At 73.2% G+C, this 23,814-nt stretch carries 21 protein-coding genes and 1 tRNA gene; 11 read left to right on the top strand and 11 right to left on the bottom strand.

The annotated features are described in order from the left end of the window. Window positions 1-26: 26 nt before the first annotated feature. From LRS74_RS12460 to LRS74_RS12450, 3 genes are all read right to left on the bottom strand, one after another. Window positions 27-533 (bottom strand): EF-hand domain-containing protein, encoded by a 507-nt coding sequence (locus LRS74_RS12460; protein WP_277741073.1) that lies wholly within the window; start codon window positions 531-533, stop codon window positions 27-29. 114 nt (window positions 534-647) lie between these two features. Next, window positions 648-1,844 carry a P1 family peptidase gene (locus tag LRS74_RS12455; protein ID WP_277741072.1) on the bottom strand — a complete coding sequence of 399 codons (1,197 nt, stop codon included), beginning with the start codon at window positions 1,842-1,844 and terminating at the stop codon, window positions 648-650. 447 nt (window positions 1,845-2,291) lie between these two features. Beyond that, entirely contained in the window at window positions 2,292-3,428 is a 1,137-nt protein-coding gene (locus tag LRS74_RS12450) for a low temperature requirement protein A (RefSeq protein ID WP_277744727.1), read from the bottom strand. Between the two features lie 307 nt (window positions 3,429-3,735). On the opposite strand from LRS74_RS12450, the gene LRS74_RS12445 reads away from it, so the two are divergent. Together LRS74_RS12445 and LRS74_RS12440 are read left to right on the top strand one after the other, a co-directional pair. Next, on the top strand, window positions 3,736-4,251 hold the full coding sequence (locus LRS74_RS12445) for an AMP-binding protein (RefSeq protein WP_277741071.1): 516 nt from the start codon (window positions 3,736-3,738) through the stop codon (window positions 4,249-4,251). Window positions 4,252-4,356: 105 nt separating this feature from the next. Next, window positions 4,357-4,539 (top strand): hypothetical protein, encoded by a 183-nt coding sequence (locus tag LRS74_RS12440; protein WP_144381174.1) that lies wholly within the window; start codon window positions 4,357-4,359, stop codon window positions 4,537-4,539. A gap of 13 nt (window positions 4,540-4,552) precedes the next feature. Here LRS74_RS12440 and mscL read toward each other — a convergent pair whose 3' ends face one another. From mscL to LRS74_RS12410, 6 genes are all read right to left on the bottom strand, one after another. After that, window positions 4,553-5,080, bottom strand: a complete 528-nt coding sequence (gene mscL, locus LRS74_RS12435) for a large conductance mechanosensitive channel protein MscL (RefSeq protein WP_277741070.1) — start codon at window positions 5,078-5,080, stop codon at window positions 4,553-4,555. A gap of 147 nt (window positions 5,081-5,227) precedes the next feature. Continuing rightward, window positions 5,228-5,755, bottom strand: coding sequence for a hypothetical protein (locus LRS74_RS12430; RefSeq protein ID WP_347178127.1), 528 nt, complete (start codon window positions 5,753-5,755; stop codon window positions 5,228-5,230). Between the two features lie 465 nt (window positions 5,756-6,220). Further along, window positions 6,221-7,069 (bottom strand): S-methyl-5'-thioadenosine phosphorylase, encoded by an 849-nt coding sequence (locus LRS74_RS12425; RefSeq protein WP_277741068.1) that lies wholly within the window; start codon window positions 7,067-7,069, stop codon window positions 6,221-6,223. A 226-nt stretch (window positions 7,070-7,295) separates the two neighbouring features. Continuing rightward, window positions 7,296-7,631: an FmdB family zinc ribbon protein gene (locus tag LRS74_RS12420; protein WP_277741067.1), complete on the bottom strand. Its 336-nt coding sequence runs from the start codon at window positions 7,629-7,631 to the stop codon at window positions 7,296-7,298. Between the two features lie 66 nt (window positions 7,632-7,697). Continuing rightward, window positions 7,698-8,981 (bottom strand): MFS transporter, encoded by a 1,284-nt coding sequence (locus LRS74_RS12415; RefSeq protein ID WP_347178195.1) that lies wholly within the window; start codon window positions 8,979-8,981, stop codon window positions 7,698-7,700. A 485-nt stretch (window positions 8,982-9,466) separates the two neighbouring features. Continuing rightward, the gene (locus LRS74_RS12410; RefSeq protein WP_277741065.1) at window positions 9,467-11,074 is read right to left on the bottom strand and encodes a potassium/proton antiporter; all 1,608 of its coding nucleotides are present in this window, start codon (window positions 11,072-11,074) and stop codon (window positions 9,467-9,469) included. A 227-nt stretch (window positions 11,075-11,301) separates the two neighbouring features. Between LRS74_RS12410 and LRS74_RS12405 the strand changes: the two genes are divergently transcribed. Beyond that, window positions 11,302-14,199 (top strand): penicillin acylase family protein, encoded by a 2,898-nt coding sequence (locus LRS74_RS12405; RefSeq protein ID WP_277741064.1) that lies wholly within the window; start codon window positions 11,302-11,304, stop codon window positions 14,197-14,199. Between the two features lie 330 nt (window positions 14,200-14,529). Here LRS74_RS12405 and LRS74_RS12400 read toward each other — a convergent pair whose 3' ends face one another. Beyond that, window positions 14,530-15,132, bottom strand: a complete 603-nt coding sequence (locus tag LRS74_RS12400) for a 5-formyltetrahydrofolate cyclo-ligase (protein ID WP_277741063.1) — start codon at window positions 15,130-15,132, stop codon at window positions 14,530-14,532. A gap of 82 nt (window positions 15,133-15,214) precedes the next feature. On the opposite strand from LRS74_RS12400, the gene galU reads away from it, so the two are divergent. The 8 genes from galU (at window position 15,215) to LRS74_RS12360 (ending at window position 21,942) form a co-directional block, all read left to right on the top strand. After that, a complete protein-coding gene (galU, locus tag LRS74_RS12395) occupies window positions 15,215-16,117 on the top strand; it encodes a UTP--glucose-1-phosphate uridylyltransferase GalU (protein ID WP_277741062.1) in 903 nt (300 codons plus the stop codon). Window positions 16,118-16,361: 244 nt separating this feature from the next. Continuing rightward, window positions 16,362-17,642, top strand: coding sequence for a gephyrin-like molybdotransferase Glp (gene glp / locus LRS74_RS12390; protein ID WP_277744726.1), 1,281 nt, complete (start codon window positions 16,362-16,364; stop codon window positions 17,640-17,642). Between the two features lie 102 nt (window positions 17,643-17,744). Further along, window positions 17,745-18,227 (top strand): cyclic pyranopterin monophosphate synthase MoaC, encoded by a 483-nt coding sequence (gene moaC / locus LRS74_RS12385; protein ID WP_277741061.1) that lies wholly within the window; start codon window positions 17,745-17,747, stop codon window positions 18,225-18,227. A gap of 302 nt (window positions 18,228-18,529) precedes the next feature. Beyond that, complete coding sequence (locus tag LRS74_RS12380; protein ID WP_277744725.1) at window positions 18,530-19,195, top strand: MogA/MoaB family molybdenum cofactor biosynthesis protein; 666 nt, start codon at window positions 18,530-18,532, stop codon at window positions 19,193-19,195. Next, a complete protein-coding gene (locus tag LRS74_RS12375; protein WP_277744724.1) occupies window positions 19,192-19,827 on the top strand; it encodes a GNAT family protein in 636 nt (211 codons plus the stop codon). The genes LRS74_RS12380 and LRS74_RS12375 overlap by 4 nt, the downstream gene beginning before the upstream one ends. Before the next feature lie 150 nt (window positions 19,828-19,977). Further along, window positions 19,978-21,210, top strand: coding sequence for a hypothetical protein (locus tag LRS74_RS12370; protein ID WP_277741060.1), 1,233 nt, complete (start codon window positions 19,978-19,980; stop codon window positions 21,208-21,210). A 77-nt stretch (window positions 21,211-21,287) separates the two neighbouring features. After that, window positions 21,288-21,361, top strand: a tRNA-Ala gene (locus tag LRS74_RS12365). A 98-nt stretch (window positions 21,362-21,459) separates the two neighbouring features. Beyond that, entirely contained in the window at window positions 21,460-21,942 is a 483-nt protein-coding gene (locus tag LRS74_RS12360) for a GNAT family N-acetyltransferase (protein ID WP_277741059.1), read from the top strand. 16 nt (window positions 21,943-21,958) lie between these two features. Here the strand turns inward: LRS74_RS12360 and LRS74_RS12355 are convergent, their stop codons facing one another. Further along, window positions 21,959-23,782, bottom strand: coding sequence for a carboxylesterase family protein (locus LRS74_RS12355; RefSeq protein WP_277741058.1), 1,824 nt, complete (start codon window positions 23,780-23,782; stop codon window positions 21,959-21,961). Window positions 23,783-23,814: the final 32 nt, after the last annotated feature.

The following is a 23,814-nucleotide window of genomic DNA, read 5'->3' as shown; positions in this document are numbered from 1 at the left end:
GGTGGTCCGGGGCGGGAGGGGGCGTCTCAGGATCCGTGGAGCACCTTGACGGCCCGGGAGAGCTCCTCGAAGCCGACGCGGCCGTCGCCGTCGGTGTCCAGCGTCATGAACACCTTCTCCGCCTCCTGCTTCGGCAGGGCCATGAAGCAGGCCACCGTGGCGAACTCCGCCACGCTGAGCGCCCCATCGCCGTCGGCGTCGGCGATGTCGAACAGGGCGCGCAGGGTGGCGCCCTTGCCGGGGCGGTCGGCGGAGCGGAAACGGGGGTTGTTACGGGCCGCCACGTACTCGTCGAGGGAGATGGCGCCGTCCCCGTCCCGATCGGCCAGGCGCAGCAGCCGGTTCCACTGCTCTTCGATGGCGTCCAGCAGCGCCTCGCCCTTGAGGGAGTCGCCGCCGACGCCGGCGGCGTCCAGGACCTGCTGGGGCAGCCGCAGATAGTCGGCGTAACCGATCAACCCGTCGCGGTCGGCGTCCATGCGCCGGAACTGCTCGGCCAGCGTGGCATCCGCAGAGGTGCTGGGATCGGTCATGCCGGCATGGTCCCAGCGGCTCAGGGGGCGCGCCAGGAGGCGCACGAGCGGCCGAAGAAGCATGCGACGGGTGGCCGACCCCGGGTGCCGGCAACCGGGCGACGGCCGGCGCGCTCAGTGGGGCGGGCCGTAGAGATCGCGGTAGGCGGGGAAGACCCCGCCCGGACCGTCCACGCCCTCCGCGGCCAACAACGCCTTGACCACGGCCCGGGCCAGCACATCCGCCCCCGCCGCCAGCACCTCGTTCAGCGCCCCCGCCTCCCGGTGCACCGCGAACGCCGGGTCGCCCGCCTGCCCCGACGCCGGCAGCAGCGGCCGGCCCCCCGTCGCCAGCGCGAACACCGTGTCCCCGTCGGACAGCATGTGGACCGGCCGTACGGCGCGCGCCAGCCCGTCGTGGGCCGTGCCGGCCAGCTTGTGCGCCTGAGCGCGGGTCAGCTCGGCGTCGGTGGCGACCACGGCGAGCGTCGTGTTCAACGGCGGGTGCGCCGACGCGATGAAGCGCCGCAGCGACTCGGCCCGCGTCGCCGTCAGCCGCCGCGCCGCGTCGGCGTGCGCCTCGGGGGAGGGTACATACGACGAGTAGCCGTCCACCGCCGTGGCCCGCTCACCCCGCGCCGCGTCCGCCCGTGCGGCCACCACCTCCGGCACCAGGCCGTACAGCACCCCCGTCCGCGGGTCGAACACCGAGCCCACCGCGTTGACCACCGCCAGCGCGGCGACCGTCACCCCGGACGGCAGCACCACGCTGGCCGAGCCGGTGCCGCCCTTCAGGTCCCCGGCGACCGCGCCGGTGCCCGCCCCCGTGTTGCCCTGCGCCACCGGGGCGCCCGGCTCGGTGCGCGCCGCCGCCTCGGCCGCCGCGTGCCCGAGGGCCGCGTCCGGCCGGGCCCGCCAGTCGCCTCCCCGGCCCAGGTCGAACAGCGCCGCCGCGGGGACGACGGGCACCACCTGCGCCGGGTCCGGACCCACCCGGAAGCCGCGGCCCCGCTCCTCCAGCCACCGGGCGACACCCGAGGCGGCGTCGAGCCCGAAGGCGCTGCCGCCGGTCAGCACGACGGCGTCGATGTGCTGCACGAGGTTCCGTGGGTCCAGGGCGTCGGTCTCGCGGGTGCCCGGTCCGCCGCCGCGCACGTCCACCGCGGCCACCGCGCCGCCCTCGGGCGCGAGCACCACCGTGGTGCCGGTCAGCCAGCCGTCGCCGGTGCGCTGCGCGTGCCCCACGCGCAGACCGGCCACATCGGTCAGCGCGTCGACCGGTCCCGGGCGGGCGGAACCCGCGCTCTGGCCGGCGCTCTCAGCTTCAGCCATGTCAGCCATGACCCATCCGTACCCCGCGCCCCGCGCGCCATCCCCGGGCCCCGCACGCCATCCCCGCGCCCGCGCCATCCCTGGGACCCGCGCGCCATCCCGGGCCCGCCCGCAGGCCGCCCCCATGCTTCGAGGACCGCCCCGAGCCCCCGTGCGGGGCACTCCGTGCCTGGCGGGTCACTCCGTGGCTGGCTGGCACCCCGTGCCTTGCGGGTCAGCCCGTGGCTGGCTGGTCACCCGTGCCTGCCGCGGGCTGCCCCCGCGTCTCGCCATGGCCGGGGACCCCAAGGGGGGATCACCCCCCATGGCCAGCCCCCCCCCACGCTCGGCCTGCCCCTCACGGCCGGGGTCGCCCGCATGGCCGGGGCCGCCCGCACGGCCGGGGTCGCACCCGTGGCCGCTGCCCGTGTGTTGGGGGCCCAGCGATGGGGTCCCCCGGTGGATCGGTCAGTGCACGGGCTGCTGCCGGGCGGAGATGGTGACGCCGGCGGCCACACACGCCACGCAGACCAGCCCGGCCGTCAGCACGGCCAGCGTCCCCGCCCAGGTGCACGCGAGCACCAGCACCGCCGTGAGGGGCAGGATCGCCTGCCCGATGCCCCGTTTGTAGTGCCGGGAGTGCAGCAGCCAGACCGTCGTCAGATACAGGGCGGTGGGCACCGTGACGGCCGCGGAGGCGGCGAGCGTCGAGATGTGCGCCTTGTCGACGGCCTGCTCCACCGCCACCTCGATGCCCGCGCCGATGGCCGCCGCCGAGCCGAAGACCAGATAGTGGCCGTAACCCCACAGGAACGCCTCCCGGTTGGAGGCCAGATGCTCGTGGATGGGCACCGCGAAGTAGATCCACCAGGCGGAGAAGACGATCAGCAGCCCGCCCAGGGTGATCGGCCACAGCAGGCCCAGTTCGTCGGTCTCGTCCAGCGCCGACTGCACCGCGACGGTCGCAGCGAAGATGGTCTCGCCCAGCACGATGATGGTGAACAGGCCGTACCGCTCGGCGATGTGGTGCGGATGCCAGGTCGTCTGCCGCGCGCGCTCCGCGAACAGCGGCACGCTCAGCTCGACGAGCGCCATCGCGAGGAAGAGCCACTTCTTGGACGCGTCGGGCAGGAACAGCAGCCCCAGCCAGCCGACCTGGCACAGCGCCACCCCTCCCGCGTACCGCAGCGCCGTGGTCCGCTCGCCCCCCGTGGTCGACCGCGCCGCCCGCAGCCACTGCGAGACCATCGCCAGCCGCATCACCAGATAGCCGAACCAGACGACCGTGAAGTCGTTGTCGTTGAAGGCACGCGGCACCCCGGCGGAGAGGATGAGCACACCCGCGATCTGGATGAGTGTGACGACCCGGTACGGCACGTCGTCGATGTCGTACGCCGAGGCGAACCAGGTGAAGTTCATCCAGGCCCACCACACGGCGAAGAAGACCATCAGGTAGCCCTGGACGCCGGCGCTGACATGTCCCTCGGCCACCGCGTGCACCAGTTGGGCGCCCGCCTGCCCGACGCCCACCACGAAACACAGGTCGAAGAAGAGCTCCAGCGGAGTGGCCGCACGATGGCTCTCGTCTCGACGGCGCGCGGTCATCCGGCGCAACGGTGTGGCGGGGCCGCCGCGGCCGAACCCCTGCCGCTCCCCACCAGGGCCGGAGGCGCTGATCGGCGGTGGCTCACCCGCCGGGCCACCGGGCCCGGCGGGCTTGCTGCCGTTGTCGTCGTCGCTCATATCGGATGCCCCTGCCGACGTGCGGAGTGCGGTGATATGTCGTGTTACACGAAAGATGATCCAATACCTTGCGATCCGGCGCGACGTATATCGGACGTTGAGCAGACGTTGATCGTCGACCGGAAGGCTCTGCAGCATGCCGATAGCCCCCGCCCGAAGGAAGAACACCGTGTCCCGTTTCGCTCGGACGGAAGAGCAGCCGCCCCTGGCCGCCGCCGCCCGGCAGGCCGCCAGGGTCGCGCTCCGCTGGATCAGCGACCCGGGCGGGGCCGAGGAGCTGACGCACGCCGAGCTGTTGGACCAGGCGGCTCGGGCGGCGGCGGCCCTCGAACGGCTCGGGGTCCGGGCGGGGGACCGGGTGGCGGTGCACCTGCCCCTGGTCCCCGAGTCCGTGATCGTCACCCTTGCCTGTGGCCGGCTCGACGCCGTGCGCTCCAGCATCCCGGTTGGCGTCCCCGCCCATGAACTCCGCGAGCGCGTGCGCCAGTTGGGTGCCGCGGTGCTGATCACGGCCGACGCCGAGCAGCGCGGCGGCGAGGTGCAGCCGCTGAAGCCCGTCGTCGACCGCGCGCTGGCCGGCCGCGGTTGCCCCGATGTGCGCAACGTCCTGGTCGTCCACCGCGCCCCGCGCCCCGTGTCGTGGACACCGGGTCGCGACCTGTGGTGGCACGAGGCCTTGGGCTGACCGGAGGGCGGGCCGGCAGGCTGGCCGGTCGGTGGACCGGTGGGTGGGCCGGTGGGCGCGGGATCCGATGCGGGCGGGCCGGGCGGGCGGTCGTACTCTGGACGTATGAGTACCGCCCCCGCCCCTGGACCGCGCGATCCGGCCGCAGCGTTGATCTTCGACGATCCTCTCGCCCAGCAGTCCTCGGACGATACGGACCACGGGTGGGGTGAGCGGGCTCCGGGCGGCGCCGACAGCGCCGCCGATCTCGCGCGCTTCCTCGACGAGAAGCCGCCCCACCACCTGTAAGGCGCGGGCGCCCCTACCGGCGCTCCGACTCGGACACGCGCGGAGTCTCGCCGGCGCCGTTCCGCTTGGCCACCAGTTCGACCGCGTCGTTCCGCTGGGCCACCAGCGCGTCGCGGATCTCCCGCAGCAGCTCGATCTCGGTGGCCTCCACCTCCGCGTGCGCCTCCTCCTCCCGCCGCTCCTTGGCCGCCTTGTGCGCCAGATAGCGCGACATGGGCAGCACCATCAGGAAGTAGACGACCGCCGCGGTGATCAGGAACGTGAGCACCGCGCTCAGCACCGAACCCCACAGGATGGGGATGCCGCGGACCACGTCGCCCGCCGCGTTCGTCTCGCAGGGGCCCTTGAGGCACGAGCGGTACCTGTCCAGGTCCTTGGTGCCGAAGGCGCCGACGATCGGGTTGATCACACCCTTCACCAGGCTGTTGACGACCGCGGTGAACGCGGCGCCGATCACGACCGCCACGGCCAGGTCGATCACGTTCCCGCGCATCAGGAAGGCTTTGAAGCCTTCCAACACGCTCTTCTTCTCCTCGGGCACCCCGCCCCCTCGTTCTGTTCTCGCGCCGCCCCAGGTCCTTGCGAGGAAGTCTGGAACGGGACCTTCCGCACTGCACGGCAGCGTAGGACCTGGCGCCCCCCAGGCCCAACCCGCCCCGGAGAACAGCGAGCACCCGACGGAGAAGGGTCAGCACAGAGTCACCGCCAGCCGCGCGGTGACGGACGCGCCGGCCAGCGTCGCGGCGGTCGCCCGCGGCACCGCGAGCACCACCAGCGCACCCTCGCCGACGCCGCTCCCCACCTCACCCGCGAGATCGCCATCGGCGAGGCCGGCGGAGGCCGCCGCGTCGTCCGCCGTGCGATCCGCCGCGGCAGTGCGATCCGCCGCGTCGGCCCGCGCCCCGGGCACCTGGGCCACCCGCGCGCCACGCGCGACCACACGGGGTTCCGCCGAACCGGTCGCCGCCAGCACGTCCACCCGGTCGCCGGGGCGCAGCAGCCGCGCCGCCCCCGCGTCCGCGATCCGCACCGGCGCCGACACCAGATCGGCGCGGTGCCGAGCCGGTCCCTCTCCCGGCTGCCGTGCCGCGGCGGCGTGTGAAGTCGCACGGCGGTCCGCCGGGTCGCTTCGCGCCGCGCCGTGCGGGGCGGCGACCGCGAGTGCCGCGGCCGTCATCGCCAGCCCCACCGCCACCGGCCGCTGTCGTCGCCGCACGCCCCCACGCGTTCGGTGCCGGTGAGGTGCCCAGTCGCGGCGTCGGACGCGCACCGGGCCGAACTCCGGCACCTCGCGGACGGGCGGGGCGGAGCGGGGGAAGAGCGTCGAGGACGCCGAGGAGGCCGGGGACGCCGCGGACGCCGCGTACGCCGAGGACCTCAAAGACGTGAAGGGCGCTGAGACAGCGGAGGAGGCCGAGAGGGAGGAAGGGGAGGAGGGCCGGACGGACATGGCAGACACCGCCTGTCGCGAGGGAGTTCGGTCCCCTCACGATGCCCGTCCCCGACCGGTCCCGCTCCGGCCTGTGGACGACCGAGCGTCTGTGGACAACTCGGCCATCCGCACGGGTGACGCATCCCGCGTTCGGCTCGCTCGGCGAGACAGCGTGCTCCCTATGGGGCCGCTCGCCTCATGGCACCTTCCCCCATCCCCGTACCTCGCCCGTGCCTTCCCGCGCGCGGGCTACGGGATGTCGATCCCCAGGTCCCAGCCGTCATGCGCGTGGCTGCACAGGCAGTCCCGGCCTCGGGAGTCCGGGAGCTCGCGCACGGTGTCGAAGAGGACCTCGCGCAGCCGCGCCAGGTTCTGGGCGAAGACGTGCATCACCTCGCCGTGCGAGACGCCCTCGCCGGTCTCGGTGCCCGCGTCCAGGTCCGTGACCAGCGACAGCGAGGTGTAGCAGAGCTCGAGCTCACGGGCGAGCACCGCCTCGGGGTGCCCGGTCATCCCGACCACCGACCAGCCCTGTGCCGCGTGCCAGCGCGACTCCGCGCGGGTGGAGAAGCGCGGGCCCTCGACCACGACCATCGTGCCGCCGTCCACCGGCTCCCAGTCGCGCCCCCGCGCCGCCGCGAGCGCGGCCTTCCGCCCGGCCGGGCAGTACGGGTCGGCGAAGGTCACGTGCACCACGTTCGGGACCCGGCCGTCCGGCAGCGGCTCCCCGTCGAAGAAGCTCTGTGCGCGGCTCTTCGTGCGGTCCACCAGCTGATCCGGAACGAGCAGCGTGCCAGGCCCGTACTCGGGACGCAGGCCGCCGACGGCGCAGGGGCCGAGCACCTGCCGTACGCCGAGCGAGCGCAGCGCCCACAGGTTGGCGCGGTAGTTGATCCGGTGCGGCGGCAGGTGGTGCTTGCGCCCGTGGCGGGGGAGGAAGGCGACCCGCCGGCCCGCGATCTCGCCGAGGAACAGCGAATCGCTCGGCGGCCCGTACGGAGTGTCCACCGTGATCTCGGTCACGTCATCGAGGAAGGAGTAGAACCCCGACCCGCCGATGACCCCTATCTCAGCCCGCGCGTTGCTCGTCTCGACCATGGGCACACCCTAGCCGCGCGGGTGCGGACGCCGGTTCAGCCGAGGAACCGGGGGCTCGACGTGACGACCCCGCCGCGCGGGTGCGGTCGCCGGCGCCCGCGCGTAGGCACACGAACGCACGACGGCCCCCTCCGTCTCGCGGGGAGACGACGGGGGCCGACGGAAGGCCATGCGCCAGGCGTGGCCGGTGTGGCCACTCGGGCGGTGCCGGGCGGTGTCAGTCGCGTCAGGCGGCCGAGCCGCTGCCGGTCGACGTCGAGGCGGACGACGACCCGGTCGACGACGAAGACGAGGTCGACGAAGTCGACGAGGCAGACGACGCGCTGGAGCTGTCGCTCTTCGACGCGGGCGTGGACGACTTGGCGGGGGTGCTGCTCGACGAGGCACCACGGCTGTCGTTCCGGTAGAAGCCGGAGCCCTTGAAGACGATGCCGACCGCGGAGAACACCTTCTTCAGGCGTCCCTTGCAGTTCGGGCACTCGGTCAGCGCGTCGTCGGTGAACTTCTGCACCGCCTCAAGGCCCTCGCCACACTCGGTGCACTGGTACTGATAGGTCGGCACTTACTCCTCCTGGCACTCTCACTCAATGAGTGCTAACGACGTTCCATAGTGCAGTATTCCTGCGCCTCAGTCCACTGAGACGGTCACACGGTGACCGACCCCACCCTGCGCATCCCCGTCCGACTGCGCCTTCGCGGTGCCCGCGGCAGAGGAGCCGGCCACCCGGCCGGTCGACGCGGGGGTCAGCTGTCCGCGCAGCGACAGCAGGACGATCAGGGCCAGCCCGGTGCCGATCAGCGGGACGGTGAAGCCGGCGTGGGACCCGAAACCGTCCGCCAGCTGGCCGGCGGTCGTGGCGGCCGCCGCCTGGCCCAGCGCGACCGCGCCGGTCAGCCAGGTGAACGCCTCCGTGCGGGAGCTCGCCGGGACCAGCGACTCCACCAGCGTGTAGCCGGTGATCAGCGCCGGCGCGATGCACAGGCCGACCAGCAGGCCGAGGCCGCCCAGCAGCGGCACCGCGTGCGCCGCCCACAGGGGCGCGGTGGCGAGGGTGAGCAGCGGGTAGGCGATCAGCAGTCGCTGCTGCGGGCCGCGGCGCCAGTGAATCGCGCCACAGGCGATGCCGGCCATCATGTTTCCGGCCGCGAAGACGCCGTACAGGAGGCCGTTGATGCCCGGCTCGCCGATCTCCTGGGTGAAGGCCGTCATGGAGACCTGCATGCCGCCGAAGACCGCGCCGATGCCCAGGAAGACCGCCGCCAGCACCCGTACGCCCGGCACCGAAAGCGCGGAGCGACGCTCCTCGCCGTCGATGGCCGCGCCCGCCGCCGCGAGGCTCGGCTGCGGCTGGGTGGCGCGCTGCGCGGCGAACAGCAGGCCGCCGACCACCGTCAGGGAACCCTCGGCGATCAGACCGGCCGCCGGGTGCACACCGGCGCACAGCGCGGTCGCCAGCACCGGGCCGATCACAAAGGTGAACTCGTCCGTGACCGACTCGAAGGCGGCCGCGGTCGTCATCAGAGGCGAGCCGTCCAGCTTGGTCGCCCAGCGGGCGCGGACCATCGGACCGATCTGCGGCACCGAGGCACCGGCCGGCACGGCCGCCACGAAGAGCGCCCACAGCGGGGCGTGCATCAGCGCCAGAGTGATCAGCAGGCCGATCGCGGAGGCGTGCACCAGGATGCCGGGCAGCAGTACCGCGGCCTGACCGAACCGGTCCGCGAGCTTTCCGCTCTGCGGGGCGAAGAGGGCCATGGAGACACCGGCGGTCGCCGACACCGCGCCGGCCGTGCCGTAGGAGCCCGTGGTGTGCTCGACGAGCAGCACGATGCCGATCGTGAGCATCGCGAACGGCTGGCGGGCGAGGAAGCCGGGGAGCAGGAAGGTCCAGGCGCCCGGGGTGCGCAGCAGCTGCCCGTATCCGGGGCGCTTGCCTTCGGCTGCCGAAGGTTCGGGGGCGTCGGGACGCGACGACGCCTTACGAGGGGTGACCGTGGACGCCACGGCCGGCCTTTCTGCCGTCTGGTAGCACGCCCGACCGGATCTCCCAGGGAGCGCGCCGAGAGCTGTCCTCTCGCGCGGGACCGTGGTAGATACCGGACCAGTCACCCATCAGTCGGGGACGGTGGCCGCCGTGCGGTCGCGCCAGCTCTGCATCAGACAGAGTTGGTGTGATTAGTGCCCGAATATGCTAACCGGCGCCTCCGTTTTGGCAACCGTGCTTCCGCTTCGGCGAAGGACACCCGCCTGTGATGCGCGTCTCCGCGCCTTCCGCGCGACGACCTGCGCCTTCCGCGCGACGACCCGCGTCGTCCGCGCGCAGTCCTTTCCGCGCCCGCCGTCCGTCTCTGTTCCCAGCCCTGTCCGCGTCCGCGGTCCAGGTGGCGCTCGCAGTCCTATCCGCGGCCGTCGCCCCGGCCGCCCCGCTCCTGGCCCTCGCCCCGCCTCCGGCGCTCCGTCCGCTCCCCCGATACGGGGCGCTGGTCGCGCGCCTCCTGTCCGCCGGTGCCCAGCCAGCCGGCGAGCTTGCCGCCCGCGCCGACGGCCCGCAGGCGGGACTCGACCGCGTCCCGTACCGGGTCCGTGGCCACCACCAGTAGTTCGTCGCCGCGCCGCAGCACCGTGGACGGCGAGGGCACGAAGCTCGTCCCGTCCCGTACCACCAGGGTGACCGCGGCCCCGGTGGGCAGGCGCAGCTCGGAGACCTCCACGCCGTGCATCTTCGAGGACTCGGGGATGGCGACCGACAGCAGGTGCCCGCGCAGCCGCTCCAGGGGCGCGGACTCGATGCCGAGGTCGGATGTCGTGTCCTTCTCGCCCAGCCGCAGCCAGGTGGCCACCCAGGGCAGGGTCGGGCCCTGGACGAGGGTGTAGACGATCACCAGCACGAAGACCATGTTGAAGATCCGCTTGCTGTCGGCCACCTCGGCGACCATGGGGATGGTGGCGAGGATGATCGGCACCGCGCCGCGCAGTCCGGCCCAGGAGAGCAACGCCTGCTCCCGCCACGGGGTGCGGAAAGGGGCCAGGCTGACCAGAACCGACACCGGCCGGGCCACCACCGTCAGGGCCAGTCCGACGATCACCGCGGGCCAGACGTCGTCGCCCAGCTCGTGCGGCGTGACCAGCAGGCCCAGCAGCACGAACATGCCGATCTGGGCGATCCAGCCGAGTCCCTCGGCGAAGCCGCGCGTGGCCGGCCAGTGCGGCAGCTTGGCGTTGCCCAGGACGAGCGAGGCGAGATAGACGGCGAGGAAGCCGGAGCCGTGGGCGAGCGCACCGGCCGCGTAGGCGACGACCGCGATGGCCATCACCGCGATCGGGTACAGACCCGAGGCGGGCAGGGCGATGTGGCGCAGCCCGTACGCCCCCAACCAGCCGACCGCGAGGCCGAGGGCCGCGCCGATCGCCAGCTCCAGCGTGATCTCGCCGATCAGCTGGTACCAGTGGTCGACGGGGCCATGGGCGGAGAAGGCCACCACCAGGATGACGACCGGGGCGTCGTTGAACCCCGACTCGGCTTCCAGAACACCCGTCAGGCGGGTGGGCAGGGGCACCCTGCGCAGCACCGAGAAGACCGCCGCCGCGTCCGTGGATGAGACCACGGCGCCGATGATCAACGCCTGTTTCCAGTCGAGCCCCACGACATAGTGCGCCGCCGTCGCGGTGACTCCCACGCTCACCGCCACGCCGACCGTGGCCAGGGCAACCGCGGAGGGCAGGGCCGGTTTGATCTCCCGCCACTTGGTCCCGAGACCACCCTCGGCAAGGATGACGACCAGGGCGGCATAGCCGAGGACCTGGGTCAGCTGGGCGTCGTCGAAGGTGATGCCGATGCCGTCCTCGCCCACGACGACGCCGATGGCGAGGTAGATGAGCAGCGTGGGCAGCCCGCTGCGCGAGGAGACCCGGACCGCGATGACGGCGATGAGCAGGACGAGCGAGCAGAGCAGCAGGAGTTCGTTGAGGTGCTGGACAGTCAGGGGCCGATCCCTTCTGCGCATTTCGGCCGAAACGTTTCGCTGCGGCCACCGAAACTTCGTTTCCTTACCTAACATTTTACGGGTTCTTGACGCGAGTCTCCTCGTCGGTCCTCTCGTCGAGCCCCTCGTCGATCCCGCGCGGAGCCGCCTTCGGCGACCTCTGGCCAGATCCGCTGAAGGGCGGCGCGGTCGCTGCGCCTATGGTTGCTCCAGCACTCCAGGACCACCCTGCCCCTCGAAGGACAGCGATGCCCGCCAACGAAAACGGCCCCTCTCGAAAGAAGAAGGGCCGCCGTGTCCGCCTGCTCGTGATCGCAGTAGTGCTGCTTCTCGTGGCGGGTGTCGGCTACGGCACGTACTGGAGCGTCAGCACGGTACGCGCCTCTTTCCCGGAGACCACCGGAACCCTCCAGCTCAAGGGACTCTCCGGGAAGGTTCAGGTCAAGCGTGACGGCTATGGGATCCCGCAGATCTACGCCGACACCCCCGAGGACCTCTTCCGCGCCCAGGGCTACGTGCAGGCGCAGGACCGCTTCTGGGAGATGGACGTGCGCCGTCACATGACGGCCGGGCGACTCTCGGAGATGTTCGGCGAGGACCAGGTCGAGACCGACGCCTTCCTGCGCACCCTCGGCTGGCACCGGGTCGCACAGCAGGAGTACGACAAGAAGCTGTCGGCCTCCACGAAGAAGTACCTCCAGGCCTACTCCGACGGAGTCAACGCGTACCTCAAGGACCATCAGGGCAAGGAGCTCTCGGTCGAGTACGCGGCCCTGGACTTCGTGCACGAGGGCTACAAGCCGGAGAAGTGGACCCCGATCGACTCCGTCGCCTGGCTCAAGGCGATGGCCTGGGACCTGCGCGGCAACATGCAGGACGAGATCGACCGCGCGCTCGCCTCCAACCGCCTCAGCCGCAAGCAGATCGAGCAGCTGTACCCGTCCTACCCGGTCGGCCGCAACAAGCCGATCGTCGACGGCGGCTCGGTGGACACCATCACCGGGGAATTCGACCCGAAGGGGACCCCGCCGACCGGCGCCGCGGGCGACGCGCAGCGCACCCCGGGCACCGACGTCCCGGGCACCACCAACCCCGGCACGCCCGCCGGCACCCCGGGCACCGCCCAGGGGACCACGCGGGGCGGCACCCAGGGCACGAACACCCAGGGCGCCGACCAGGCCACCCAGACCGACCAGGCCACCCAGGGTGTCCAGACCCAGCTCTCGGGACTCTCCAAGAGCCTTGAGGAGGTCCCGGCGCTGCTCGGCCCCAACGGCAGCGGCATCGGCTCCAACTCCTGGGTCGTCTCCGGCGCGCACACCACCACCGGTAAGCCGCTGCTCGCCAACGACCCGCACCTGGCCCCGCAGCTGCCGTCCGTCTGGTACCAGATGGGCCTGCACTGCAACAAGGTGAGCCAGGCGTGCCCGTACGACGTCGCCGGCTTCACCTTCTCCGGGATGCCGGGCGTGGTCATCGGCCACAACAAGGACATCTCCTGGGGCATGACCAACCTCGGGGCCGACGTGACCGACCTCTACCTGGAGAAGGTCACCGCCAACACCTACCTGTTCGGCGACAAGCAGAAGCCGTTCAAGGTCCGCAAGGAGACGATCAAGGTCGCCGGCGGCAAGGACCGTACGATCACGGTCCGCTCCACCCGGAACGGTCCGCTGGTCTCCGACCGTGACGACGCGCTCGACCACGAGCTGGACAAGGTCGGCGAGAACGCCCCGGTCGGCAACGTCGCCCCGGACCGCGGCGACGGCTACGCGGTGGCGCTGCGCTGGACCGCGCTGGAGCCGTCCAAGACCATGGACGCGGTCTTCCAGCTCAACACCGCCAAGAACTTCTCCGACTTCCGCAAGGCGGCCCGCGACTTCGCCGTCCCCTCGCAGAACCTGATCTACGCCGACACCGAGGGCCACATCGGCTACCAGGCCCCGGGCCGGATCCCGATCCGCGGCAACGGCAAGGCCACCGGCCCCAAGCCCGACGGCCGCTACCCGGCGCCCGGCTGGGACCCCGACTACCAGTGGACCGGCTACGTGCCCCAGGACGCCATGCCCTGGGACTACGACCCCAAGCGCGGCTACATCGTCACCGCCAACCAGGCCGTGATCGACCAGGAGAAGTACCCCTACCTGCTCACCAACGACTGGGGCTACGGCGCGCGCAGCCAGCGCATCACCGACCTCATCAAGTCCAAGATCAAGGACAACGGCAAGATCTCCATGGGCGACATGCAGTCCATGCAGATGGACAGCAGCAGCGAGATCGCCGAGCTGCTGACGCCGCTCCTGCTGAAGATCGACATCAAGGACGACTACGTCCGCGAGGCCCAGCAGCTGCTGGAGGGCTGGGACTACACCCAGGACTCCGACTCGGCGGCCGCCGCCTACTTCAACGCCGTGTGGCGCAACACCCTGATGCTCGCCTTCGGGAACAAGCTGCCCAAGGAGATGCGCGTCGAGGGCCAGTGTCTGCGGGTCCGCCCGGCCGACGACTCCGGCCCGGCGGAGGACCTGGACGGCAACACCCGCACGGTGCGCGAGTGCGGCCAGCGCGACGCGGACTCGGCGCAGCCCGACGGCGGCGACCGCTGGTACGAGGTGGTCCGCTCGATCCTCGACGACGAGAAGAACGAGTGGTGGAAGACCTCCGGCACCAAGGCCGACCCCGGTGCCACCAACCGCGACGAGCTCCTGGCCAAGGCCATGAAGGACGCGCGCTACGAGCTCACCGCCAAGCTCGGCAAGGACATCGACGGCTGGAGCTGGGGCCGGCTGCACCGGCTCACCCTCAAGAACCAGACCATGGGCAAGGAGGGCCCCGGCGCGGTGCAGTGGCTGCTCAACCGCGGCCCCTGGAACCTCAGCGGCGGTGAGGCGGCGGTCAACGCGACCGGCTGGAACGCGGCGGGCGGCTACGAGGTCTCCTGGGTCCCGTCGATGCGGATGGTGGTCAACCTCCAGGAGATGGACAAGTCGCTCTGGATCAACCTGACCGGCGCCTCCGGCCACGCCTACCACGACCACTACACCGACCAGACGGACAAGTGGGCCAAGGGCGAGCTGCTGCCCTGGGCGTTCAGCAAGAAGGCGGTCGACGAGGGCACCGAGGACGAGCTGGAGCTGACGCCGTGAGCGCTCGGGCTCCTCTGGACGCGACCGCGATCCGGGCGTGACCGGGACGCCTGAGGTGACCGTCGCCAGCGTGAGCTGGACACTCAGCGTGACCAGGACGCCCGGCATGACCGGACACCCGGTGTGACCGGGACCCCGCGAGCGCGGTGGACGTGACCGTCTGACGCGCTCGGGAGCCGGCACCCGAACAGCCCCGCTGATCATCTTTACGAGATCGGCGGGGCTGTTTCCTTTCCGTCGTCGGGGTGAACCGGTAATTCCGGCGGCGGTGAAGGCGCCGCGGCGGCCGGATAGGCGCGGCACCCATTACCCGCGTTACCCGCGCCTATTTCAGCGCGGCGGCTCCGTAAACCTGTGGATCGCCGAGGGCGTCACCGCCGCCTGCACCGGTCGGTCGTGCGGGTCGCGAGGCACCGTCTCCAGCAGTTCGGTGTCGTAGAGCAGCACCACCAGGGCCGGGTCGGCGCCCGCCGCGGCGATCCTGGCCAGGACCCGGTCGTAGGAGCCGCCGCCGCGCCCCAGGCGGATCCCGCGCCGGTCGACGGCGAGTCCGGGCAGCAGCACCGCGTCGGCGTCGAGGACCGCGTCCGGCCCCAGTCGCCCCCCGTCCGGCTCCAGCAGCCCCCTGGAGGCGCGGCGCAGCCCCTCCGCGCCCCGGTAGACGCCCCAGTCGAGATCGTTGTCGGGCAGGAGCACGGGCAGCAGCACGCGCACGCCCCGCGCGAGCAGCGCGTCCAGCAGCGCCCGAGTGCCCGGCTCGCGTCCGACCGACACATACGCGGCGACCGTCCGCGCGTCGGCCAGCTCCGGCAGCTCCGCCGCGCGCCGCGCGAGGGCCGCCTCCGCCGCCTCGACGTCACCCGTTGGCAATCCGGACCTCACCGAAAGGAGGTGTCGCCGCAACTCCGCTTTATTACCGTCAGTCGTGATCACGTGAGTGCACAAATTCCTTGTCTCATGTCATATTCTCCGGACCGTCATCATCTGCCCAAAGGCACCGGATAGGGTTCGGGACATGACTCAATCGCGTACTCGGATCAGCAAGGCTGTCATCCCTGCCGCCGGTCTCGGAACCCGCTTTCTCCCGGCCACAAAGGCCACCCCCAAGGAGATGCTGCCGGTCGTCGACAAGCCGGCGATCCAGTACGTCGTGGAGGAGGCCGTCACCGCCGGCCTCTCCGACGTCCTCATGATCACCGGCCGTAACAAGCGTCCGCTCGAGGACCACTTCGACCGCAACTACGAGCTCGAAGAGGCGCTGACCCGCAAGGGCGACGAGACCCGGCTCGCCCGCGTCCGCGAGTCGAGCGAGCTGGCGACCATGCACTACGTGCGCCAGGGCGACCCGCGCGGGCTCGGCCACGCGGTGCTCTGTGCCGCCCCGCACGTCGGCGACCAGCCCTTCGCGGTCCTCCTCGGCGACGACCTGATCGACTCCCGCGACCCGCTGCTGTCCCGGATGGTGGACATCCAGGAGCAGCACGGCGGCAGTGTCATCGCCCTCATGGAGGTCGAACCGGCCCAGATCCACCTCTACGGCTGCGCCGCCGTGAAGCCGACCCTCGAGGAGGGCGTGGTCCAGGTCTCCGGGCTGGTCGAGAAGCCCACCGCCGCCGAGGCGCCCAGCAACTACGCCGTCATCGGCCGTTACGTCCTCGATCCCGCGGTCTTCGACGTGCTGCGCACCACCGAACCGGGCCGCGGCGGCGAGATCCAGCTCACCGACGCGCTCCAGGCGCTGGCCGCGGATCCGGGCCTCGGCGGCCCGGTGCACGGCGTCGTCTTCAAGGGGCGCCGTTACGACACCGGCGACCGTGGCGACTATCTGCGTGCCATTGTCAGACTTGCGTGCGAACGTGAAGACCTGGGACCGGAGTTCCGGGACTGGCTTCGCCGTTACGTCACCGAGGAGATGTAGCACTTTGAGCAGCACCGCAGCGCAGGCCGCCGAGCACGACCCCCGCCCCGACCCCGACGCCGGCTCCCCGGACACGGGGGCGCCGGGCGGGGCGGACGACCGGACCGGCGCCGCGGAGCGGGAGAGCGCGCCGCGGGACCGCGCCGAGGCCACGGCAACGGCCGAAGCCGGGGCCGAAGCGGAAGCCGAAGCCGGGGCCGAAGCCCGGGCCGACGCCTCCGCCGATGCGGAGGACGCGGACCGGGTGTGGTCGGTGGACGAGCATCTCGCCGACATCCTGGAGCGGGTGCGCCCGCTGGAGCCGATCGAGCTGAAGCTGCTCGACGCCCAGGGCTGCGTCCTGGTCGAGGACGTCACCGTGCCCGTCGCCCTGCCGCCCTTCGACAACAGCTCCATGGACGGTTACGCGGTCCGCGCGGCCGACGTCGCGGGCGCCTCCGAGGGGCACCCCGTGGTGCTCAAGGTCATCGGCGATGTCGCCGCCGGCAGCGGTCGGCTGCCCAAGGTGGGCCCCGGCCAGGCCGCGCGCATCATGACCGGCGCGCCGCTGCCGCCGGGCGCCGAGACGGTGATCCCGGTGGAGTGGACCGACGGCGGCAGCGGAGCGGGCCCGGCCACCGGCATGCGGGCGCACAGCGCGGCCCCCGAGGGCGCCGGCGGGCAGGTGCGCGTCCACCGCGGCGCCGAGGCGGGGCGGCATGTCCGCAGGCGCGGCAGCGACGTCGGCGCGGGCGAGCTGGCGCTCCCGGCCGGCACGGTCCTGGGCCCCACCCAGATCGGCCTGCTGGCCGCGATCGGCCGGGCCACGGTCACCGTCCGCCCCCGGCCGCGCGTCGTGGTGCTGTCCACCGGCAGCGAGCTGGTGCCGCCCGGTGAGGAGCTGACCCCCGGCCGGATCCATGACTCCAACAGCTTCCAGCTCACCGCCGCCGCGCGGGACGCGGGCGCGATCGCCTATCGGGTCGGCGCGGTCGCCGACGACGCGGACACGCTGCGGTCCACCATCGACGACCAGCTGGTCCGCGCGGACGCCATCGTCACCAGCGGCGGGGTGAGCGTCGGCGCGTACGACGTGGTCAAGGAGGCGATGGACGAGGTCGACTTCCGCAAGCTGGCCATGCAGCCCGGCAAGCCGCAGGGCTTCGGCAAGGTCGGCCCGGACGGGATCCCGCTGCTCGCCCTCCCCGGCAACCCGGTCAGCGCCTATGTGTCCTTCGAGCTGTTCGTACGGCCCGTGATCCGCACCCTGCTGGGGCTGCCGTCGGTGCACCGCACCACGGTGCGGGCCGTGTGCACCGAGGGCATCGCCTCCTCCCCGGCCGGCCGCCGCCAGTTCCTGCGCGGCTGGTACGCGCCGGAGACGGGCGCCGAGGGCGGCCCCGCGCGGGGCACGGTCACCCCGGTGGGTGGGGCCGGCTCCCACCTGGTGAAGGCGCTGGCGCACGCCAACGCTCTGATCGTGATCGAGGAGGACGCGACCGAGGTCGCGCCCGGCACCGAACTCGACGTCGTCCTGCTCGGCTAGGCCCGCCTCGCTGCGGGTACGGTGTCCTCCCATGACAGCCGCACGGCCCCGCCGATGGCCCCCGCCACCCGGCCCGGCCGGCGGGCCCGGACCGGGAGAACGATGAGCAGCCCCCAGGACCATCTCACCCACCTCGACCAGGCCGGCGCGGCGCGCATGGTCGACGTCTCGGCCAAGGAGGTCACCGCGCGCACCGCCCGCGCCAGCGGTCGGGTCCTCGTCTCACCACGCGTCGTGGAGCTGCTGCGGGGCGAGGGCGTGCCCAAGGGCGACGCCCTCGCCACCGCCCGGATCGCGGGCATCATGGGAGCCAAGCGCACTCCCGAGCTGATCCCGCTGTGTCACCCGCTCGCGGTGTCCGGCGTGACGGTGGACCTGTCGGTGGCCGACGATGCCGTGGAGATCACCGCCACCGTGAAGACCACCGACCGCACGGGAGTCGAGATGGAGGCCCTGACCGCGGTCAGCACGGCGGCGCTCACCGTGGTCGACATGGTGAAGGCGGTCGACAAGGCCGCGGTGATCACGGACGTACGGGTCGAGGAGAAGACCGGCGGAAAGTCGGGAGATTGGCACCGCGCATGAAGCCACCGGGCACAGCGGCCACGGCCACGAAGGCCACGGAGACGGACGCCCCGCACACCCTGGACGCCGCGGACGTCGCCGCCGCCTCGTCCGGTTCGGCCGCCTCATCCGGTTCGGGCGGCTCGTCCGGTTCGGGCGGCTCGGGCGGGCCGGACGCGCCGGACGTACGGAGGCCGGTGGCGGAGCGTGTGGCGACGCCGCCGGAGTCGGGGCGGGTCCCGGCCCCCGGGGCGCCGGCGGCGGCCACGGACGTCCATGACGAGGCCGCGCGGGGCGGCACCGCCCCACAGGCCCGGCGGGCTCTGGTCGTCACCGCCTCCAACCGGGCGTCCGCGGGCGTCTACCCGGACAGGGGCGGCCCGCTGCTGGTGGCGGGCCTGACGGACCTGGGCTTCACGGTGGACGGCCCGCGGGTGGTGCCGGACGGCGACCCCGTGGAGCGGGCGCTGCGCGAGGCGGTGACGTTGGGGTACGCGGTGGTGGTCACCACCGGCGGCACCGGCATCTCGCCCACCGACCGCACTCCCGAGGCCACCCGCCGCGTCCTGGACTACGAGGTGCCCGGCATCGCGGAGGCGATCCGCGCCGAGGGCCTCGCGAAGGTCCCCACGGCCGCGCTCTCCCGGGGGCTGGCCGGAGTCGCGGGGAGCACGCTGATCGTGAACCTGCCGGGCTCCACGGGCGGGGTGCGGGACGGGCTCGCGGTGCTGGGCCGTCTGCTGACGCACGCCGTCGAGCAGCTGCACGGGGGCGACCACGCCAGCCCCGCCGCCGCCGTATCGCCGGGCGAACCCGCCGACGCCGGCTCACCGGGCGGATCAGCCGACGCCGGGCCGCACGGGTCCCGAGACGCCGGGCCGCACGGGTCCCGAGACGCCGGGCCGCCGGGCGCGTCCTCCGGCGCCGGCTCGTCGAGTGGACCCGCCGGGCCCGAAGGTTCGGGTGGCCTTCCAGGGAGCCCCAGCTGAACGCCCTCTGGCCGGTCGAACTGGCGGACGGCGACACCGTCCTCCGCCCCATAAGGCTGCGCGACCAGCGCGCCTGGCGTGAGGTCAATCAGCGCAACCGCGAGTGGCTGCGCCCCTGGGAGGCGACGATCCCGCCGCCTCCGCCTGGAGGCCCGGTCACCCAGCGCCCCACGTACCGGCAGATGGTCCGCCATCTGCGCGCCGAGGCGCACGCCGGACGGATGCTGCCGTTCGTCATCGAGTACCGGGGCCAGCTGGCCGGACAGCTGACCGTGGCGGGGATCACCTGGGGCTCGATGTGCTCCGGCCATGTCGGCTACTGGGTGGACGAGGCGGTCGCCGGCCGCGGGGTGATGCCGACGGCGGTGGCCCTCGCGGTGGACCACTGCTTCCGCACGGTCGGGCTGCACCGCATCGAGGTCTGCATCCGGCCGGAGAACGTGCCGAGCCGCCGGGTGGTGGAGAAACTCGGATTCCGCGAAGAGGGGCTGCGCCCGCGCTATCTGCACATCGACGGGGCCTGGCGCGACCACCTGGTGTTCGCGCTGACGGCGGAGGAGGTGCCGGAGGGGCTGCTGGCGCGCTGGCACCGGACCCGGCCTGGGGCTTCCGGCACGGCCTCGCAGAAATAAAAAATGTGTTCGAAATGAGTCATCAATTGAACACGATTCCTGTCTGCTCATCTCAACAATCACAAAAAATGTTCGAGATATCAGCCAGATCGTGCGACACACCGCGCCAATTGGCGGATGGGCTCGCGCGGACCCCTCTACCGTGTCACCGTGAGCAGCAGTGGCCTCATCTACGCCGTCATCGTCGGGGCCTGGGCCGCCTACCTGGTGCCCATGTGGCTCCGTAGGCAGGACGAGCTCAACGAAGCCCGTCCGACGGAACGCTTCAGCACCGCCATCCGGCTGTTGTCCGGCCGGGCGGGGATGGAGCGCCGTTACGCCAAGGACCTGGAGGCTCGCGCCGCCGAGGAAGCGGACCCCCCTCAGCCGGGGGCGGATCCCGTGGAACCCGAGCGGAGCGTGGCCGACCCGGACGCCGTGACCGACCTGGTCGACGTCCGGGCCTTCGTCTACCCCGCAACCGGTGCGGACCTCCGCCCTGGTGCGGACCTTCGCCCCGGCGCCGCGCCGCGGCCCGGGATCGAGCCCCGGCCGGGGGCCGAGCCCGCGACGGGTCCGGAGTCGGTGGCGCTCGAGGCCCGAGAGGCGAGAGCGGCCCGGCGGGGTGAGGCCTCGGGGGTCCAGCGCATGCGCCGCGCCAAGGTCCTGGCCCGGCGTCGACGGACGACGGTGATGCTCTTCCTCGCCTTCACCCTGGGCGCGGTGGTCGCCGCCGTCGGCGGCCTCGCCTTCCTGTGGGCCCCCGCGGCGCCGGCCGTGCTGCTCAGTGCCTACATCGCCCATCTGCGCGTCCAGGAGCGCCGCCGGTTCACCTTCACCATGGACCAGCGCCGCGCCGAGCTGGCCGCCCAGCGGCTGCGGGAGCGCCAGCTGCGCCCGCGCCCCGCGGCGGCCGACCCGACCGCCGTCACGCTTCCGGCGGCCCGCGCGGTCGGCGATGAGCAGCACCCGCCGCACGCCGCCCACCCCGCCCCGTCCCGCCCGGAGCACGAGCCGCTGGCCGCTCCGCCGGAGCCCTCCGCCGCGGCGCGCGCCCTGGTGGAGCAGACCGACCACGCGGAGTGGGTGGACCAGCAGCGGGAGCGCGAGCGCGGCCCGGCGGTGGGGGAGAGCTGGGAGCCGGTCCCGGTCCCGCTGCCCACGTACGTCACCGCGCCGGTCGCCCCGCGCGCCACCGGCAGCGTCGACCTGGACGCGCCCGACGCCTGGAGCTCGGCCCGCTCCAGCGCCGCCGAGCCCACCGCCGACCCGGACCCGGCACCCGCCCCCGCGCCCCGCGCGGGCACCGCCTCCGCCATGCCCCGCCGCTCCCGCGAGCGCGGCCGCACCCCGCTCTTCGACCAGTACGCCGACGAGGACCGCCCCCGCGCGGCGAACGAGTGACGGCCCCGCTCCACTGACCAGCGGGGAACGGATTTCCAAGCACCCGGATGGGGATGCTAGAGTTTCACTCGTTGCAAGGGCCTGTGGCGCAGACTGGTAGCGCACCTCGTTCGCATCGAGGGGGTCAGGGGTTCAAATCCCCTCAGGTCCACAACACGGTGAGATCCCGCCCGATCTGATAGATCGGGCGGGATCTTCGCTTTTCCGGCGGTCTCTTCCCGCCGCGTCCGATGCCTGCATGATGGCCGGATGAATGATCGTGAGGAATCGCGGGCCGCGCGGGTGCGCCGGGCGCTCCCGGCCGATCTGGCGCGGGTCGCCGAACTGGCCGCCGAGCACGCCGCGTACGAACGGGCGGCGCCGCCCGCGCCCGGACTCGCGGAGCGGCTCGCCGCGTTGCTCTTCGACACCCCCCAGCCGCGGCTGCGCTGCCTGGTCGCGGAGCTGTCCGACGGGGAGATCGTGGGCTACGCCACATGCGCGCCCGAACTCTCCACCTGGGAGGGGCGTGAGTACCTGCACATGGACTGCCTCTTCCTCCGCTCCGGCAACCGGGGCCTGGGCCTGGGCGCGCGGCTCGTGGAGGCGGTGGCGGCCGAGGCGCGTGAGCTGGGTCTCACCGAGGTCCAGTGGCAGACGCCCACCTGGAACAAGGGCGCGGTCCGCTTCTACGACCGGCTCGGCGCCCGGGCCAGGGAGAAGCTGCGGTACAGCCTGGTGGTGCCGGACTGAGCGGGTGCGGGCGGCGTCAGCTGCCGAACCGCGGCCAGGCGCGTGGCGCCGTGGGGACGGTCGCCCAGAAGTCGCAGTGGTGGGCCGGGGTGAAGTCGGGCCGCGGCGCGATGGCGTCCGGGGTCAGGGAGAGCGGGCGGTAGGCCCCGGGGGAGAGAGGGTGCCAGGGCGGGGTCTCGGGGGAGCCGGAGGGGGCGCCAGAGGCGTCAGAGGCGGCGCCAGAGGCGTCAGAGGCGGCGCTGGAGGCGGCGCTGGAGGGGGTGCCGGTGGTGGCGAAGCGGGCCCAGTAGGCGAGGACGGTGTCGGAGAGGCGGCGCTGGGCCGGGGTGTGCGGGGTGGGGGTGGTGCCGTCGGGGCGGGTGTAGTCGAAGAGGTAGGAGAGTTCGGCGCCGTGGTAGGCGCCGAGGGGGAAGTCGGGGGTGAGGGCGTAGAGGTTGGGCGAGGCGGGGTCGGCGAACTCGTAGGCGTGGGTGCGGGGCGCCGAGGCGGCGAACGACAGCGCCACCTTGCGGGTGGGGCAGGCGAAGAGGGCGTCGGTGAGGACCGCGCCGTAGGCAAGGCGGTGGTCGCCTCCGTAGGCCGAGGCCGGGTAGCGGCGGGCGATGCCCGGGGCGTGGGTGCCGAAGGCGGCGGCGAGCGCGAGGGGGTAGGTGAGGGCGTTCAGCCTGGTGCCGCCGGCCTCCAGGTTGGCCGCGTAGACGGTTCCCTCCTCGCGGGTGGATCCGGTGAGCACCGGCACCTTCGTGTAGCGGCCGGCGGCGATGGCCTGTGCGGGGTGCTCGGGGAGGACCGGGGTGCCGGCGACCGGGTTCCAGGGCGCGACCCCTGAGGGTGACCGGGTGGCCAGCAGCTTGGCGGCCGGGGTGGCGCGCAGGCACGCGACGGTGTCGGCCCCCCTCGCTCCGGTGGCCTTCCCGCCGACCGTCGTTCGCCGCGCGGACAACGGCTTCCTCTTCGCCGAGGCCGTTCCCATGCCGCCGCAGCCCGCGCGGGCGGCGAAGTCACGGCCCGCCGCCTCGGCGGCGGGGGCGTCACGGAAGGCGGGGGAGAGCGCGCAGGGGGCGCTGTGCAGGGCGGCGCGGTGGACGAGGTCGCGGGCGCCCGGCGAGACGAGCTGGGCGCAGACGCTCAGCCCGCCGGCGGACTGGCCCGCGAGGGTGACCCGCTCCGGCGACCCGCCGAAGGCCGTCGCGTTGTCCCGCACCCAGCGGAGCGCGGCCTGCTGGTCCAGCAGTCCGTAGTTGCCGGAGCCGGTGTCCGGCTCCTCGGCGGTCAGCTCGGGCAGGGCCAGCGAACCGAAGGGCCCCAGCCGGTAGTTCACCGTGACGACGACCAGGTCGCCGGCGCGGGCCAGCCGCGAGGCGTCGTACGGGGTGGCCGAGTGCGCGTCGAAGCCGCCGCCATGGAACCACACCAGGACCGGTCGGCCCGCCCCGCCGGCGGGTGGCGTGAACACGTTCAGGTACAGGCAGTCCTCATGGGTGGTGCCCGGTTCGCCGAGCGCCTCGTCGGCCCGCTGCGCGCAGGCGGACCCGTACCGCGTGGCCTCCCGCTCCCCGTCCCAGGACGGCACCGGCCGCGGTGGCCGCCAGCGCGCCGCCCCCACCGGCGGCGCCGCGTAGGGCACGCCCAGGAACCTCCGCCCGGACTCGGTGGCCGTGCCGCGCAGCACGCCGCTCCGGGTGGTCACGCGCGCCGGGTCCGCGGGCGCGTCGCCGGGGGCGGCGGACGCCGTGGCGGGCGCCACGGCGAGCGCCGACGCCACCAGGGACGCGAGGCCGAGCAGGACGGTGAGCGCGGTGGGGTGCGCGGGGGTGCGCGGCGCGCGGCGAAGGGCCATACCTCCCGTCATTGCCGCGGCGTCAGCCGTAC

The sequence above is a fragment of the Streptomyces sp. LX-29 genome, from assembly GCF_029541745.1.
Lineage (GTDB): Bacteria > Actinomycetota > Actinomycetes > Streptomycetales > Streptomycetaceae > Streptomyces.
The sequence above is the reverse complement of the archived record's forward strand: the minus strand, read 5'-3'. Positions and strand labels throughout refer to the sequence as shown.